Annotated in this window: 15 protein-coding genes; 3 read left to right on the top strand and 12 right to left on the bottom strand. The window is 62.4% G+C overall.

Going from position 1 to position 15,205, the window contains the following annotated elements; translation table 11 throughout:
• Positions 1–8: 8 nt before the first annotated feature.
• Positions 9–527: a GNAT family N-acetyltransferase gene (locus tag BLS66_RS05955; RefSeq protein WP_074725394.1), complete on the bottom strand. Its 519-nt coding sequence runs from the start codon at positions 525–527 to the stop codon at positions 9–11.
• A gap of 254 nt (positions 528–781) precedes the next feature.
• On the opposite strand from BLS66_RS05955, the gene BLS66_RS05960 reads away from it, so the two are divergent.
• The 3 genes from BLS66_RS05960 to BLS66_RS05970 are packed head-to-tail and all read left to right on the top strand — an operon-like array spanning position 782 to position 3,460.
• On the top strand, positions 782–1,438 hold the full coding sequence (locus tag BLS66_RS05960) for a hypothetical protein (RefSeq protein ID WP_074725438.1): 657 nt from the start codon (positions 782–784) through the stop codon (positions 1,436–1,438).
• Positions 1,439–1,481: 43 nt separating this feature from the next.
• Positions 1,482–2,135 (top strand): hypothetical protein, encoded by a 654-nt coding sequence (locus BLS66_RS05965; RefSeq protein WP_053462701.1) that lies wholly within the window; start codon positions 1,482–1,484, stop codon positions 2,133–2,135.
• Positions 2,132–3,460, top strand: coding sequence for an XVIPCD domain-containing protein (locus BLS66_RS05970; protein ID WP_074725395.1), 1,329 nt, complete (start codon positions 2,132–2,134; stop codon positions 3,458–3,460). Before BLS66_RS05965 ends, BLS66_RS05970 begins: the two co-directional genes overlap by 4 nt.
• A gap of 52 nt (positions 3,461–3,512) precedes the next feature.
• On the opposite strand, the gene BLS66_RS05975 is transcribed toward BLS66_RS05970, so the two are convergent.
• From BLS66_RS05975 to virB11, 11 genes are all read right to left on the bottom strand, one after another.
• Entirely contained in the window at positions 3,513–4,781 is a 1,269-nt protein-coding gene (locus BLS66_RS05975) for a hypothetical protein (protein WP_425513286.1), read from the bottom strand.
• 96 nt (positions 4,782–4,877) lie between these two features.
• On the bottom strand, positions 4,878–5,885 hold the full coding sequence (locus BLS66_RS05980; protein WP_074725397.1) for an XVIPCD domain-containing protein: 1,008 nt from the start codon (positions 5,883–5,885) through the stop codon (positions 4,878–4,880).
• Between the two features lie 57 nt (positions 5,886–5,942).
• The gene (locus BLS66_RS05985; protein ID WP_049408130.1) at positions 5,943–6,479 is read right to left on the bottom strand and encodes a hypothetical protein; all 537 of its coding nucleotides are present in this window, start codon (positions 6,477–6,479) and stop codon (positions 5,943–5,945) included.
• Between the two features lie 793 nt (positions 6,480–7,272).
• Positions 7,273–7,854, bottom strand: a complete 582-nt coding sequence (locus BLS66_RS21045) for a DUF4189 domain-containing protein (RefSeq protein ID WP_143025129.1) — start codon at positions 7,852–7,854, stop codon at positions 7,273–7,275.
• The gene (locus BLS66_RS05995; protein ID WP_244152957.1) at positions 7,835–8,947 is read right to left on the bottom strand and encodes a TrbL/VirB6 family protein; all 1,113 of its coding nucleotides are present in this window, start codon (positions 8,945–8,947) and stop codon (positions 7,835–7,837) included. The genes BLS66_RS21045 and BLS66_RS05995 overlap by 20 nt, the downstream gene beginning before the upstream one ends.
• A gap of 71 nt (positions 8,948–9,018) precedes the next feature.
• The gene (locus tag BLS66_RS06000) at positions 9,019–9,864 is read right to left on the bottom strand and encodes a hypothetical protein (protein ID WP_074725398.1); all 846 of its coding nucleotides are present in this window, start codon (positions 9,862–9,864) and stop codon (positions 9,019–9,021) included.
• A complete protein-coding gene (locus BLS66_RS06005; protein ID WP_074725399.1) occupies positions 9,861–12,305 on the bottom strand; it encodes a VirB4 family type IV secretion/conjugal transfer ATPase in 2,445 nt (814 codons plus the stop codon). The genes BLS66_RS06000 and BLS66_RS06005 overlap by 4 nt, the downstream gene beginning before the upstream one ends.
• An 81-nt stretch (positions 12,306–12,386) precedes the next feature.
• Positions 12,387–12,695: a VirB3 family type IV secretion system protein gene (locus BLS66_RS06010; protein ID WP_019660289.1), complete on the bottom strand. Its 309-nt coding sequence runs from the start codon at positions 12,693–12,695 to the stop codon at positions 12,387–12,389.
• Positions 12,688–13,095: a TrbC/VirB2 family protein gene (locus tag BLS66_RS06015; protein ID WP_049444299.1), complete on the bottom strand. Its 408-nt coding sequence runs from the start codon at positions 13,093–13,095 to the stop codon at positions 12,688–12,690. The genes BLS66_RS06010 and BLS66_RS06015 overlap by 8 nt, the downstream gene beginning before the upstream one ends.
• A 73-nt stretch (positions 13,096–13,168) precedes the next feature.
• Positions 13,169–14,152 (bottom strand): lytic transglycosylase domain-containing protein, encoded by a 984-nt coding sequence (locus BLS66_RS21050; protein WP_074725400.1) that lies wholly within the window; start codon positions 14,150–14,152, stop codon positions 13,169–13,171.
• 3 nt (positions 14,153–14,155) lie between these two features.
• A complete protein-coding gene (virB11, locus tag BLS66_RS06025; protein ID WP_049471359.1) occupies positions 14,156–15,199 on the bottom strand; it encodes a P-type DNA transfer ATPase VirB11 in 1,044 nt (347 codons plus the stop codon).
• Positions 15,200–15,205 lie beyond the last annotated feature (6 nt).

Here is a 15,205-nt window from a genome sequence, read left to right on the forward strand (position 1 = left end):
GGCGGGGGTCAATCCACGGGCGGGGCGTTTGCCTCGAATGCCGCTGAGTAGCGCACTTCGCCCTGCGCGATCGGCGGCACCAGAGAGACGGCCTGGAAGTACGCTGCTGGAACACCCGGCAGTACCAGGCCCGGTTCGGCATGGAACCCGAACCGCCCGTAGTAGGACGGCTCCCCCAGCACGACGCAGCCCTGCGCGCCCTGCCTACGCAATGCGTCGAGCGCCGCGTGCATCAGCGCTGCGCCAATGCCCTGCCCCTGGCATCCGGGCAGCACCGAGATGGGCCCCACGCCAAACCAGCCGGTGCTGCCATCGGTGATTGTCACCGGCGACAGGGCGATGTGCCCGACGACCTGCCCGTCCTTCTCGGCGACCAGCGAAAGATTCAGCTCTCCACGCGAACGCAGCGCATCGACAATGAACTGCTCGGTGTGGCTGCTGTGCGGCACATCGCGGAAGGCCGCCTCAGTGAGTGCGTGGATGCTTGCCCGATCTTTACTGGACTCAGGCCGAATCGTGTAATTCATGGCGCCCGTCTCTGTGATGGAAATGTGAATTATTGATTTGAATCACACATCTGCAGAAAAGCCTGCGTCGCACGCAACGCCAGCGAAAGCGCCGGATCGCCCACGGCGCAGGCGATACGCACGAGGTAGCACCCGCCGGCGCGTCAAAAACATGGCGCGCCTGGTGGCAATGGCTTGCCGGCACGCTCCATAATCGGAAAACCTGTCACCCAGGAAGGATATATGGACATGGACGCGCCATGCAGGACCGGGCCATGGATGTAGCACAGCGCGAACACAGGGGACGGCCGTTGTTGGCGTTGATCGCGCTATTGCCGCTGGCCGCGTGCTCACCTTATGCCGATGCCGAGCGCGACGTTGCTGCGGGTGGACGCGGCCTGGCCAGGCTCAACCCGGCGCCGAAGCAGGCCTACGAACTGGTGCTGACAGTGAAGGACGCACCGGGCCCGTTCGCGGTTGTTGAGGGCGTGGCCCAGTATGACGTCAGCAACTACGAAGACTGCGGGCGGGTCATCTGGTCCACCGGTACGGCCAGCCGCATCACCAGCCAGGAACCGGTGGAGCTGCGCAGGACGGGCGAGAACGAATACCGCGGTACGTTCTACCTCGACCGCATGCAGGACCAGGACTATTACGATCGCGGTACGTGCCACTGGACGCTGACCGGCGTTGGCGCGATGTTGCGTGCCACGACCGGCGAAGCTGATACGCGATTCCTTACGTTCATCGACAAGAAGCGCATGGACGCGGGATCGCCGTTGACTCTCTACTATCCGAAGACTGCTTATCCCCGCGCCGAGCTCGCTGCCAACTTCCCTGCCAGCGGCAAAGAAGATCCGTCGGCCTACAAGGAGGAACTGCGCGACGCGCTGTTCTCGACCACAACCACTGTGCGGACGCTCGCGCCATGAGCTGCCAGTGCCACATTTCCCCCTACACACCAGGAGGCCGACATTGCGCCACAAGATGATTCCGTGCCTTGCTCTGCTTCTGTTGACCGCCTGCCATCCGGAGACCGCCATGAACCAGGAACGTGCCGCTGCTGAAGCCGATGTCGCCCAGGGTGGGCGCGGCCTCGCCAAGCTCAACCCCAGCCCGCGCAAGGCCTATGAACTGGTACTGCGCCTGAAGGACGCCCCCGGCGATTTTGCGGTGGTCGAAGGCGTCGCACAGTACGACGTCACCAACGAAGACCAGTGCGGCCACATCGAGCCGGCCACCGGCACGGCCGCACGCATCACCAGCCAGGAGCCGGTGGAACTGCGCAAGGTCGCCGATGGCGAGTACCGGGGCACGCTCTATGTGGACCGCATGCTGGATGAGGACTACTACGGCCGCGGCGTGTGCCACTGGGAGTTCACTGGTGCTGGGGCGATGTTGAAGGCGACGGGCGCTGAAGAAGAGACCCGCTTCCTAACCTTCGTTGACGCCAAGCCACTGACCGAAGGTGGCGCGCATACGCTCTACTATCCGGATCTGGTCTATCCGAAGGCAGATCGCGTTCCCAATTTTCCCGCCAGTGGCGAGCCCGATCGCAGCAATTACGCCCCTGATCTTCAGGACAAGCTGTTTACGATCACCCTCTCCGCAAGTGAGGTGGCGCCGTGACCATCACCTCCCAGGATTACGCTGCGTTATCTGATGACGCCTACAAGGATCGGGCCGTCGGCCGACGTGAACCCGGCCAAGAAGAGAAAGTCACCTTAAACGGCCATGAGTACAAGATTCTTGAGCATGTCAATAATCGTCTCAACGGCTATCAAGGGACCGTCTATCAGCGCGTAGACAGCAAAGAGATCGTCATTGCGCATCGTGGCACCGAGCAGATAGCTCGCGACGCGATTCTGACCGATGGCGGCATGGTGGTTGCGCGCACCAATGTGCAGGCGCCGGACGCGATCGCGTTGACACAGAGAACACTCGAAACTGCCGCATTGCAGGGACGCTTGAATGGCGGACATGCCCCCCAGGTCACCGTCACCGGTCACTCCCTCGGCGGCGCGCTGGCCCAGATCACCTCGCACCATTTCAACGTCAAGGGCGAAACCTTCAACGCCTATGGCGCGGTCAGCCTCAGCTACCGCATCCCGGAAGGCGGCAACACCATGATCAACCATGTCATGGCCTCCGATCCGGTCAGCGCGGCGTCGCCGCACTTCGGCCAGGTGCGCATCTACGCCAGGCCGAACGAAATCAGCACGCTTGCCGCGAACGGCTTCAGCAATCACTCATTGCGCGCCCTGATCCCCGACCGGCCGATCATCGCCGCAGGCAGCTCGTTCGGCGCGCACAAGCTGGGCAACTTCCTCGGTGACGGCTCGGTGCTGCAACACCCGGAAACGCAGAAGCTGGCAAAAGACAACGCCAGGATGATCGAGGAGTACCGCGACGACGTTGAATCACTGCGCCGCGGTGTCACCCGCGCGGCGCGCGGCATTCCGGGCGGCGCCGTCGATCTGTACGACCACATCCGCGGCCCGCTGCAGCCCGGTGAGCCGGCACGTCGCGAAGCCGAGAAGAATGGCCATCACACCAGCATGCTGCGCATGGACGATCCCAACCATGTGGGCAACCCACTGTTCAACGACGCGATCCGTGGCGTGCATGCGCAGGACGTCCGCGTCGGCCGGGTACCGGACGTAATGAGCACGCAGCTGGCCGGCAGCCTGGCCGCCGAAATGCACGCAGCGGGCGGCAAGCGCATCGACGAAGTGGTCATGAATGCCGATGCCTCGCGCAGCTTCGCCGTGCAGGGCCAGGGCGGCGATCCCGCCCACCTTCGCGTGTCGGTGGATACAGCAGTGGCGATGAACACCCCACTGGAACAGAGCAGCCAGCGCATCGACCAGCAGGCCGCAGGCCAGCGGCTTGCGCTGGAGCGCGACCAACAGCTGGAACAGCAGCAGCATCAGACCCGCAGCCTGCAGGCCTGATGGCGGCGCGGGAGCCACTCACCCCGGCTCCCGCACCCTTCGGCACGCCGGCTCAGGGGCTGGAGGCCGCCATTGGCACGGCTCCTCCGGCAGTCACGAACGGATCCGGGCCGGAATCCGGGAATGCACCGCAGGCACGATCGCCGGGTGCCACCGGATCACAGGGCCACTGCGCGCGTGCGACCTTCTCGCGCAGCTCGAAGCGATCGCCGGTCCAGACCACGAACGCGATGTGCTCGCGGTTCCAGTCGCTGTAGGCGCGCGGACCGCCCTTCTGCGCCGTTTCCGGGTACTGCACGAACCAACGCAAGGCCGGGCCGTACTGCAACTTGCTGTGGTCCAGATTGAGCCGGCCCTCACGCGACAGCTGTCGCGCACGGTCGGCGTCCGTCACCGGCGGCATGGCCGGCAACGCATCGGCAGTCACATCCCGCGGCGCCGCGTCCCCGCGGACCTGGTACACGCGCTGTGCCACATAGGCCTCGCGGCAATCACCCGCTGGCACGCGGACCGGCTCCGCGCCGTACTCACCGCGGTTGGCGACCTGGTCGCTGCAGGTGAACGGCGCCGACACCAGATAGAACGTGCTGTCGGCATCGCGCCCTTCCAGCGAGCGCACCCAGATATCACCCATCCGCGCGATGAAATCCGGGCGTTGGCCGTAGCCCGGCACCGCCTTGAACCAGGCCTTCTGCCGCACCTCGCGCTCGCGCCAGGCGCGCGGCAAGTGGATGTCCTGCTCGGGCAGCGCGACCAGCAGCGCGGCCAGATGCGCCGGCATCGTGCCCTGGCAGGCGCCGATCAGCAGGTCGCCCTGGGTCGCCAGCCGCCCGGCCAGATCCACCGGGCAACGGGCACCGAGCGCCCGCCCGGTCGCCTGCTCGGGCGGCAACGGCACGATGGCCAATGCGGGCGGAGCGGGTGCTACCGCCGGAACGGTTGGCTCGACGGCGGCAGGCGGTGCAGCCACAGGCGCCGCCGCTGCGGGCGCAACGGGCGCGGGCGCCGGGTCCGAAGCCGGCGCCGGCTGCGTGTCCACCACGGGTGTCGCAGGGGGTATCACGGCAGCCGGTACTTCGGGAGCCGGCGCCACGACAACGGCGTCGGCCGCCGCGGGCGCTGTAACGGGCGCCGCCCCTGCAGGCGCGTCGACAGTTGCCTCTGCAGCGGGGTGCGTCTCCACGACGGGCGCCGCTGCCTCCTGAGCCTGTGCCGACGCTGCGGCAAGTCCAAGTGACAGCAGCCAGAGCGGCGGCAGGCGGCGCACGGATGCATTGCAGCGGGCCGCGGCGTGCCGGGCATTCGGGGGAACGATTCGCATGTGGTGTCCTTACGGGTGGGTTTCCATGTCGGCGCCACAGGGCGCCACGCGTCGTACGTAAAGCACCAGCGGGCACCCTGCCCGCCGGCATCGGTGTTACAGGGATCGAGAACGCTGCTCCTGCTCGCGGGCGAGCGCGGCCGCCGGGTCCTGCTGGGCGACGCTGGCCGCCAACTGCTGGCTGCTCTGCGCCAGCGGCTGCTGCGCCGCCTGTTCGCGATCGACCGAAGCGCGCAGCATGGCCGGGTCACCCAGCGCGCCCTGCACGGCAAACAACGTGCGGCCGTCGTTGCCAGCCAGGAGATGATCGATGCGCGACATCCCCGCCTTCTGCGCGCTCAGCGCCAGTGCGCCGGCTGCATTGTCCAGTTCCTGCACGCTGCGCAGACCGCTTTGCGGCCCCATCTGCTGCAGGTGCTGGCGCGCTCCCGAGAACAGCGTGTATCCCGGCTCGCCCGGTTGCGACATGTCGCGTCCCGTTGCCTGCTGGGCAGGCGCCCCCACTTCGCCGCGCTCCAGGCGCGCCATCACATCGGGGGTCAGCTTCTGTTGCCACACGTCAAAACGCTGCTGGCGGGCTTCGATGCCGTTGAGCGCGCCATTCAGGGCACGCGTGGCTTCGCGCACATCCTCGCGTGCCGCCTCCGGCACCCGCGTCTGCCACTGCCACACGGCAATGCGACCTGCGTGCTCGGGCTGCGCGGCCAGTTCCGGGTGATTCACCAGGTCCAGTTCCAGCGCCTTGCCGGCACGCTCATAGTTCTCCTTGCCGACCAGCGGCAGATAGCCGCGGCCGTGATACTTCAGCGCGTCGCCAGGCGCGTCGTTGCCCATGCGCCCGCCGTACATCAGCTCAGCCAGGTTTTCCGGGCGGCCACGCAGCGCTTCCTGGCGGGCGCTCTCCAGCGCAGCGTTGCCATTGCGCCACGCCGCTTCCACCGGGATCTGCGAGATGCCCCGGGTGAAGTTGAAACTCTCGTTGAGACGGCTCAAGCCCCGGGATTCATGCCCGGCCTGCGCCATGAAGTTGGCCAGTTCCCGGGACGAAGTCATGCCGGCCTCCGTGGCCTGCCGCAACAGCAACGACTCCCTATCCTGCGACACGGTGAAACTCCTGCTCGATCATCGTTGGATACTCCCGCCTCCTCACAGGCATGGCACTCAGGGCAAGCTCACGTCGGCGACGACGGACGGATCGAAATCCTCGAACCGCACCCGGCCAAGCTCGGCCGCGGAGAAATCGCGCGTGTGGGTCGCTTCGGTTTCGGTGTCCACCACCTTGCGCTGCACGCCATGCACCCAGCACGCCTGCTCGGCAGGTGCATACCGGAAGGTGTAGACGCTGCTCCAGCGTTCGCGGCTGCCGCCGTTGGTGATCACGCTGAACGCGCCGTCTTCAATCGTCACGTAGGCGAAGGGGTCACCGGCAATGCCACCGCGCGTTGAGCACGGCACCAGCTTGTCGTTGCGTGCCGCCAGCTGCCAGCGGCCCGTGGCATCGCCCAGCAGCAACAGCAGGACCCGGTTCGGTCCGTGCTCGCCGGGCAGCAAGCCCTCCGGAGGAGGTTGGTCGATCACCAGGAGCTGGTCCTGGAAACCATTGCCGGTCAGATCGCCGCGTACGGCTTCCAGCAGGTTCGCGCCGGACGGAACGAACGCCAGGGCATTGTCCATGTGCGTGCCACTCCCCTTCTCCATCCCCTGCAACTCCTTCAATCCCGTCTTGCCAGTTCCCGAGCGGAGGCCGGAAACGGGGCGATGCCCCGCACGTGCCCGGCGGCCGCCATGGCGGATGATAGCCCCGAGCCCACGGCAACCGCGATGGTGGCAAGCGTCACCCGCACTGCGGGGGGACACAGTCCTCATGGACGGAAAAGCTCCTGCGTTCGATGGCACCGGCGCGTCGGGATTTTGACGCGCACGCAGCTTACTTCGAGGAGGCGGGGCTCGTCGAAGGGGGCTTGGGATGAAAAGCGCACTTGATCACAAAAAAGTGCGGTTAGCGCGACTAGTTGCCGAATCGAAGGCTGATAGCAGCCGGAACGGATTGAAAGTGCAAAGCCCAACGGAACTGGCCGGCGGCTTTCACAAGAGTCAATGTCAGTCTGATCTGGAACTGCATCAGAGCCCGCAGGACCCTCCCTAAGGGATGCGTCGAGGCACGTTCTGCTCAGTCACTCCTGAAGACCAATCACAAGCAAGGAGCCCCTGCCGTGTCCGCAAACACACCTGTGGACGTACCAGGACACCAGGACACGCGCGCGGAATCCGACACCGTAGAACCCCGTTCGCGCCAACGGTATAGAAGTCGAGCATCAGCCTACTTACAGCTCAAGCACTGCTGGACTACAAGTACATCGTCATTCAAACGAATAAGCATCTATCAAGCGCATCTGACCGCTCAAATCTCAGCCACTTTGTCAGTTTTGCACTCCACACTCACTCGACAGGTCACAGCCTTCTGCCGGCCATACTTCTTCAACGCTGTAGTTCACCCTCTCACTAAAACGGGGAGACTGCACGCACTGTATACGACGTGGCATCCCTTCTGGGATGGATCGGCACAGTTCTTTTTGGCCGCCACCACTGCGAGAGCCTCCGAGGAACCAGTCCCCAAACCACCTGCCGCACCCGCTCTATTCTCCGAGGGCATCACCCAAGCGGCGCATTGGTTTCTGTATTTCAGGATCATCTTGCAGTCGCGCGCCCCATTCCTACCACATTGTCGCAAGGCCTCGGACTCAGCTAGAGCCTCGCTATCGCGACCGACTACATCACCCGCGTCGCTCGTAGTCTCAGAAAACGCTATGGCCCCCCATTGATCCATATAGCGCATCCGTGGTTTCGAAGCCCCCCCTCGCTCCGTCGCCCCGGTATTGGCGCCAGGAATCGGAGCGCACCCTTGAACACCCTGTCCTCCGATTGGGTAAAAGCCAGGCGGACAGTTTCCCTCTGCAGTAGCAGTTCCCACAAAGCCCCACCCACCCATGACCATGAGAGTAAAGAGAGCGAGCAGAACCTTACGCATATAGATACCTCTCATAGCTCTTGGATCAGTTGGGGTTATGCGCATTTCCACGGCTGCCCGCAGGGGTAGTACTGACGGCGGAGAAATTCGGCGCCGCAACTACGGTTCGGGTAGCACTCACTTCGCTGGGAGCGCTAGCTTGCGCAGGCGCGCTAGCCACCGAACCAGGTGGCTGTCCTTGCGGTCCGGGTTGCGCGGCAGGCGAACCACCGATCTGCGAATAGGCCATGAAGCTACCCAAGGTGCCTTGGAAGAACATCGCAGCCATCGGCGGCGAAGTGAGAATCAACGTCGTCAAAATCAAACCCATACCGCCCTGCTGCAAGGCCATGCTGGACATGCCTTCGGTGAAGTTCTCACCCATCAGGCTGCCGAGCAGGGTCGAGCCCCAGAAGGCCAGCGCAACCTTTGCAACCATCTTCATCGCGATCGCAGTCATTGCAGCCAACACCGCCATCGAAAACATCGTGCCTATGCCATACATCAGCCACTTCTGGAAAAGTTGCTTGGTCTGATCAAATAGCAGACAAAGAATGAACAATGGCCCAAGGCCAATGAACAGGGCTAATGCAACCTCATAGAGAAGCAACATGGAGCCCGCTGTCACTGCAGGTCCGCCGGTTCCCATGCCGATGAACCACATGGCCCGCGTCTTGGCGTTGTCCAAGGTCACATCACCCACCACGTCCAACGTGTCCACTGAAGCCAAGGCAAGCTGCATATAGCCAAGATTCTCATCGATGAGATCCTCCGGAGAGTCCTTCTTGCCGGTGATGACCTGAGTAATCTCGTTCTTCACATCCTTATTCAGGAACGTATGAAGGTCGCGACCGAACATGGCCATGGTAGTAGCTACCGACACGATCAACGCTGCCCTCGCCATGTTGGTGACAAGGATCATCATCGAGTCCCGGCTGCGACCCGTCGCTATCCGGAAGCCCTGGATAAGAACCCAAAGCGTCATGAGCGTCAGCGCGATGGCCCCAACCCACTTCATCATTCTCCCGAGCAATGCGATACCGAAATCCGCAATCTCCTTGTGGAGATAATCGAGGATCAGACGAAAGAACATGAAGTCGCCAACCGACGACGTCACGTGCAGGTTTTGCAGCATATCCAGCGCACTTGAACCAAACATGCCGCCCACCATCCCTAGACTCATGACTTCACCCAATAATTGAATACGACCCCGGAAGGCCGATTTCGGTATTACAGCGACAGTGCACCCTTGAGGGCCGCAGCCTTTACCACAGTTCCAAGCGGAGAGCGGGTACCTTTAAGTGCTCGTTCCGTCAGGAACTGCTGCTGGCTCTCCAGCGCGGAGATCTGGCGGTCATACATCTTTATCTGGGTTTCCCAGGCCGCAAAATCCGCCTTCATATAGGCATCGGACACCTGGGTATTCGCCATTGTCTCGGTCATCCCACCTTCAGTGGATGTCAGATTCCGGATGTCCTTGATCTTGTCGAGCACGGAACGCATTTGCGGCAGCGTATCCTGAACAACAGCAATGGTTTCATTGTACTTTTTGTTTTCAATCATCTGGATCGCTGCACATATCTGCTTCTGCTGCGCAGCGATGTCCCCCTTGGGGTTGAGCTTCATCGCCGAAAGCAGATCGCCGATGCCGCCGACCACCCCGAGACCGCATCGCTCAGCCACATTCCAATCCGCCTCAACAGGCGTCAGCTTGATGCCACCGGGCATATTAGGAGACGCAATGATCTGCTGGAATTTGGCAAGCTTCTGCAGCCAGTTCTGAGTGGTCTCGTAGAAGCGTTGGTACTGGAGGCCATACTCGGCGAATGCCTCTGCCTGCGACGCAAGGGTATGAACCTCCGTCATCGTGCCGTTGAAGAGATTCATACCGATCTCGACAACAGGAAGTGTGTAGGCCTGAACAGGAACAGCCATCATCCCGGCCAGTGACAGCGCCAGCATCGTGTTCCTGACGCGGTTGGTGGCACTTGATGATTTTCTGATACGAATGGCGGCCATGTTCTTCTCCATGAAATTCAAGGAATTCACGCTTTTCACACCGTCGGCAGCACTCATGCCGCGACCTCACTGTTGTTCGTTGACTTTCCCGAACCCTTCCGGTTCTTGTAGAAGTCTTCCAACCACTGTTCCGGCGTGAGCTCGTCCACGGTGATCCGGTTGCGGACTGCAGCGGTCTGCAACACCCGATGCATGATGTCGATGTTGTCGGTCGAGGCCGAGATCACTGAAAGGATGTCGTCCATGCCACGCAGGTTGAGCTGGCACACGCTGGAGGCATGACCCTGCTTGACCAGGAAGCAGCGCGAGCGCTCGTCCAGGGCGGTAACCACCCTGAACTCGGCCTCGGTCAGCTTCAGGCCATCCATGTAGTCGCTCTTGCTGGCATTCGGGTTCGGCAGCAGGATCAGCGTGGCGGTCTGTTCGATCAGCGCGGCGGAGATATCACTCTTCAGCGCGTCCTCCGGGCTCTGCGTTGCGAAGATGCCGAGACCATTCTGCTTACGGATGGTCTTCTGCTTGTTCTTCGCGAATTCCTTCAGGCCACCCTCGCCGTCCAGGATCTTCCAGAACTCGTCCATCACGTAGATCAGCGGACGACCATCGATCAACGACTCCAGGCGGTGCAGCAGGTAATTGATGACCGGCACGCGCACTTCGGGATTGTCGATGATGTCGGTGTAGTCGAAGCCGATGATGTTGGCCTTGCTCAGATCAACGGTGTCGACCGGATTGTCGAAGACCCAGCCCAGCGAGTTGCCCGAAGTCCAGCGGCGCATGCGCGCATAGAGCCCATCGTCGCCCATATTGGGCAGGCTCTTCTGGAAGTTGGTCATGCTGCGCAGGTGCATCGGCGTATCGAGCATGCTTTCCACTGCGCGGTAGATGTCCTCTTCCTCGCGCGCACTGTACTCACGCTTGCCGGCCAGTACCTTGATCAGGTCGGCCAGGAACTGCACGTTGGATTCATTGTTCTCGCACTGGAACGGGTTGAACCCGGTCGGCGCGCCGTTCTCCAGGGCCAGATAGTTACCACCGCAGGCGCGGACGAAAATCTCAGCACCACGGTCCTTGTCGAAGAAGAAGATGGTCGGTGACGGCTCGTACTTCTGAACCTGGCTGAGCAGGAAGTTGATCAGCGCGGTCTTACCGGTACCGGACTTACCAATCACCATGGTGTTGGCGATCGCCTTCTCGCCCAGCGAGTTCTCCGACGGATGGGTCGCGTGGAAATTGAAGTAGTACGGCTGGCCGTTGGTGGTCTGCAGCGTGGTGACGCAGTCGCCCCACGGGTTGTTGTGCTGCTTGCCGGTCGCGAAGTTGTGCAGCGGCGACAGGCCCAGGAAGTTCAGCGAGCTGACATTGGCCAGGCGGGTGCGGTAGCGCCAGTTGGCCGGCAGCTGCGAATAGAAGGACGAGGTAACCGCCAGGTCTTCCTTGGTCGACACGAAACCGGCATTGGACAGCTCGGCGCGCGTCGTGGCCACGTTCTGCGACAGCTTGGCCTGGCTGTCGCCGTAGACTGCCATGATGAAGTGGTACTCGCCCAGCACGAAATTACCCGACGACAGCTGATCCATCGCCTGGTCCAGCTCGACGATCTGGCTGACTGCCTTGTCACCGGAGGAGATCATCATGCCCTTGGTGCGGTCGAGCACCTTGAGTGCGTCCTGACGCCCCATCGGGCTGAACGAATGGGTGATGACGTACTCGTAGTCCAGGTACTTCAGGCCGTTGAGGATGCCCGGGTAAGTCCCCTCGGCATACTCCTTGATATTCAGGATGGCGCCGAAGTGGTTGGCACCATTGGGGGTATTGATGACGAAGTCACCGGTCTTGGACGAGAACATGTGCCGGCTGACCGGCAGGTAGTCCTTGATGGGTGCCGACAGCACCGGGACCGGCTCGTCAATGCGATTGATCAGGTAGCCGAACAGCTCCAGCGTTTCAGAGAACACCACGCCGTTCTTTGCCTCGTACATTCCGAGGCGGTACGGCGCATAGTCGCGGATGACGGCCTCGACGTTGCCGGCCAGCTCCATCAACTTTTCTACTGCCTGCTCCTGCTCGGCGCGCAGCTTGTCCACGTTCGCCGACTTCTCGACGAAGCGCTTACCCGCCACCACGGGGCGGTAGATCATGGTCAGGTACAGCTCGTTCTGCATGATGCGCTGTGAGGACAACATGCCCATGTACTGATCGGACACATCCTGGTTGAAGCGCTGCTTGTAGTTGCTCTTGCCCTTCAGGGTGCGGCGACGACGGATGTCATGCACCCAGAACGCCACGTTCACGAAATCGGGTGCGCGCAGCGTCTGCAGCAGGCGGTTAAACGTGTTGTGGCGATGCTCCAGCTCCCACTCCTCGCGGCCGACGAACGGCAGCCCTTCCAGATGCCAGGTCAGCAGGTAGTCGCCGCCCGTGGTCTTGACCACGTTCGGGGAGACATGCGACGACAACGGGATGAACTCACTGATGGAGGTGTCAGGGCTGAACATACGACTGCTTCCAAAGAGGTAGTGCCAAGGAGTTACAAAAGACCCGGCGGGCGCGGACGCCCGCCAGGCCGGATCCGGACCTCAATCCATTCGGGCCGGCTTGTCGCGGTAATGGTTGGGGTTGAATACCCACATGCCATCGTGCTCCTGCACGTTGCGGACTTTCAGCTTGAACATCAGGCGCAGGCCCAACAGGCGGAAGATCATTTCGTCACGCTTAGCCATCTGCCGCATGATGAAGACCGCCACCGGAATGGTGAGCAGGAACCAGAAGTTCGTGTACATGCTGAGCAGCAGCAACCCGCCTGCCACCATGAAAAATGGCAGGTAGGGCACGCCCAGGAACATTGCGGGGCGCGTGCAGCCGCGGAACACGACGTTCTTATGCACTGTAGTACTGGATCGCGTTGTTGATCAGGTAGTAAGTCGTGCTGCCGCCGGTGCACTTGCCGTCGCTGCCCTCGCCCAGCAGCATGCGCGCGATCTGGCCAGCGGCACCGATCAGCACGCCACCGATCAGGATCGGCGCGACGTCACCGATGCGCTTGTGCGCGAAGGCGATCTGGTAGCCGGCGAAGATCACCGCGATGGTCACGACGGCGATCGAGGCCATGTTCAGCAGGCCGTTGATGTTGGAGAAGAAACCGCAGACCTTCTTGTCGGTGCCGCCGAAGTCGGTGCCGGTGGCGAACACCTGCGGGGCGAACAGTGCGCCAACGAAGATCGTGGCCATCAGCAGGGTCTTCAGCGTGCGCTGGGCCTGGACGAGGTCGAGATTGGATCGCTTCATGGATTGATTTCCTTGTTGATGGACTAACACAACTGAATCGACCAGCCGGGGGACTGGCCGTACCACGACTTCGTCAGAACACGAAGGCCGCATCCCCTGCGGGAATCTGCTGCACCGGCGCAGCCTGCACCGGTGCGTTGAATGAATTGTCGCCACCGGCGACAGGCTGGTTGCGCTCGCTCCAGGGCCGCAGCATCACGGGCCCCTCATTGCCGGCGCCGGCAGCGCCTGGCAACTGCTGCGGCATGGCCATCGCCTGCGCAGCACCCTGCTGAGGCAGCTGCTGCGGCATGCCACCGGCCTGTTGCTGGGGATAGCTGGCCCCTTGGGTGGGCTGCACCTGGGGCTGCATCATCCTGTCCACTGAACCCAGCACCACCTTGGACAGCGCCTGGTCGGCGAGATTCAGCAGACTGCCCCGCGCCATCGCACCGGTGGACGGGTACACGACATAGGCGCGTGCGGGATCTTCCGACGGCACGTACACCGGACCATTGGACTGTGCAACGATGCGCGCCTGCGCCGGCGAAGCGAGCTGCGGATGATGCTCGACCTTCACTGTACGGCGCTCGCCGCGACTGACCACGTCGATCGGTGCGACACCATTGCTGGCGACCTGCTGGCCGCGGCGGATCGAGTCGTAGATCTTCTGCACGTAGCCGTGACGGAAGCCGGTCTCGAAGTTGCCCGAGTAGTAGCAACTGAAAGACTTGCCCCAGTCACCGCCGGAGCGCTTGTAGCACTCGGCGAGGATGCGCGAACCGGCCTGCAGGTTCGGGCACTGCTGGAAGGCCTTCTCGTAGGAATCCAGCCCGTACTTGCCCAGGTTGTAGCGATTGACCTGGGCCAGCCCGATCGAGAAGTTGTAGCCCTTCTCTTCCAGCATCCGTACCGTCGCAAGCGCTTCGTCCAGCGCCTTGGGCTGGCGCACCAGTGCACCGCCCACCACACCGATGGCGTAGGGATTGCGCGATGACTCGACGTTGATGACGTGCTGCATCACCTCCATCGATACGGCCATCTCCGGGCACGCCATCATTTCCAGTCCTGGCAGCATCCTTCAGCCCTCCTGCCCCTGGGCACGCCCAGGATTGAAGTCGATGCCGGTGATGTAGCGCGAACCGGCATGCGCCTTGATATGCACGACGATGTCGATGGTCATCATCAACAGCCGCTTGATCACGTTGAACTCCAGGCCCGAACCCTCGGCCGAAGCCTTCACCATCAGCGCCAGCTGGTCCCAGGTCTGTTCCGGACTGCCGGCGTGGCAGCTGGTGATCGACCCTGGGTGGCCGGACGCGCAGTTGCGGATGAAGTAGAACGCCTCGTCACCGCGCAGCTCGGCGAGGATGATGCGTTCGGGCTTCATACGCAGGCAGGCTTCCATGCAGCTCTTGGCGCTGACATTGCTGGTGCTTTGTCCACCCTTGGAATACAGCAGGTGCACGACATTGGGTTGGGTCAGAAACAGTTCGCGCGCGTCCTCGATCGTGACCAGGCGCTCGTTGTCCGGGATATGATTGACCAACGCTTTCATGAAGGTGGTCTTGCCGCTACCGGTCGCACCGGATACCACGATGTTCTTGCGGTACATCACCGCACGCCGGAAGAACTCGGCGTATTCGCGCGAATGGCGCAGCTCCAGCAGCTCACGATCCTGCTCGCTGATGCTGCCATCGCTTTCCAGGATCTGGTTGAAGAAACCATCTTCGTGATACTGGCTGAGCGACTTGGTGTGCTTGGACGGCAAACGGATGGTGATCGACACCTTCCCCGCGTCACAGGCCGGCGGAATCACGAACTGCGCACGCTGGCCGGTGGGGAACGTGAGCGACACCACCGGATCGGCATCGGTGATGCGCTGGCCGGTGTTGCTCTCGTTCACCACTGCCGTGCAGAACTGCCGGGCCCGCTCGAACGTCAGGCTCGGCACGTCCACCCGCTGCCACCCTGCCCGGGTTTCCAGGTACAGCTCGCCGGGACGGTTGATGCAGATTTCCGTCACTTCCGGAGAAGTCATGTACTCGGCGATGCCCAGCACTTCGTACTGATAGCGCAGGAAATCGCTGGAGACGAGGGCGAGGGGTGACACTTCGGCGTCCATGATCGT

This window comes from Stenotrophomonas pavanii (assembly GCF_900101175.1).
GTDB classification, from domain to species: Bacteria; Pseudomonadota; Gammaproteobacteria; order Xanthomonadales; family Xanthomonadaceae; genus Stenotrophomonas; species Stenotrophomonas pavanii.

Bases quoted from the DNA above. Each gene is read 5' to 3' on its own strand.
- virB11 (WP_049471359.1), bottom strand. From the start codon at position 15,199: ATGGACGCCGAAGTGTCACCCCTCGCCCTCGTCTCCAGCGATTTCCTG.
- BLS66_RS05960 (WP_074725438.1), top strand. From the start codon at position 782: ATGGATGTAGCACAGCGCGAACACAGGGGACGGCCGTTGTTGGCGTTG.
- BLS66_RS21045 (WP_143025129.1), bottom strand. From the start codon at position 7,854: ATGCGCATAACCCCAACTGATCCAAGAGCTATGAGAGGTATCTATATG.
- BLS66_RS06000 (WP_074725398.1), bottom strand. From the start codon at position 9,864: ATGAGTGCTGCCGACGGTGTGAAAAGCGTGAATTCCTTGAATTTCATG.
- BLS66_RS05955 (WP_074725394.1), bottom strand. From the start codon at position 527: ATGAATTACACGATTCGGCCTGAGTCCAGTAAAGATCGGGCAAGCATC.
- BLS66_RS05975 (WP_425513286.1), bottom strand. From the start codon at position 4,781: ATGCGAATCGTTCCCCCGAATGCCCGGCACGCCGCGGCCCGCTGCAAT.
- BLS66_RS06015 (WP_049444299.1), bottom strand. From the start codon at position 13,095: ATGAAGCGATCCAATCTCGACCTCGTCCAGGCCCAGCGCACGCTGAAG.
- BLS66_RS05995 (WP_244152957.1), bottom strand. From the start codon at position 8,947: ATGTTTGGTTCAAGTGCGCTGGATATGCTGCAAAACCTGCACGTGACG.
- BLS66_RS21050 (WP_074725400.1), bottom strand. From the start codon at position 14,152: ATGCTGCCAGGACTGGAAATGATGGCGTGCCCGGAGATGGCCGTATCG.
- BLS66_RS05985 (WP_049408130.1), bottom strand. From the start codon at position 6,479: ATGGAGAAGGGGAGTGGCACGCACATGGACAATGCCCTGGCGTTCGTT.
- BLS66_RS06005 (WP_074725399.1), bottom strand. From the start codon at position 12,305: ATGTTCAGCCCTGACACCTCCATCAGTGAGTTCATCCCGTTGTCGTCG.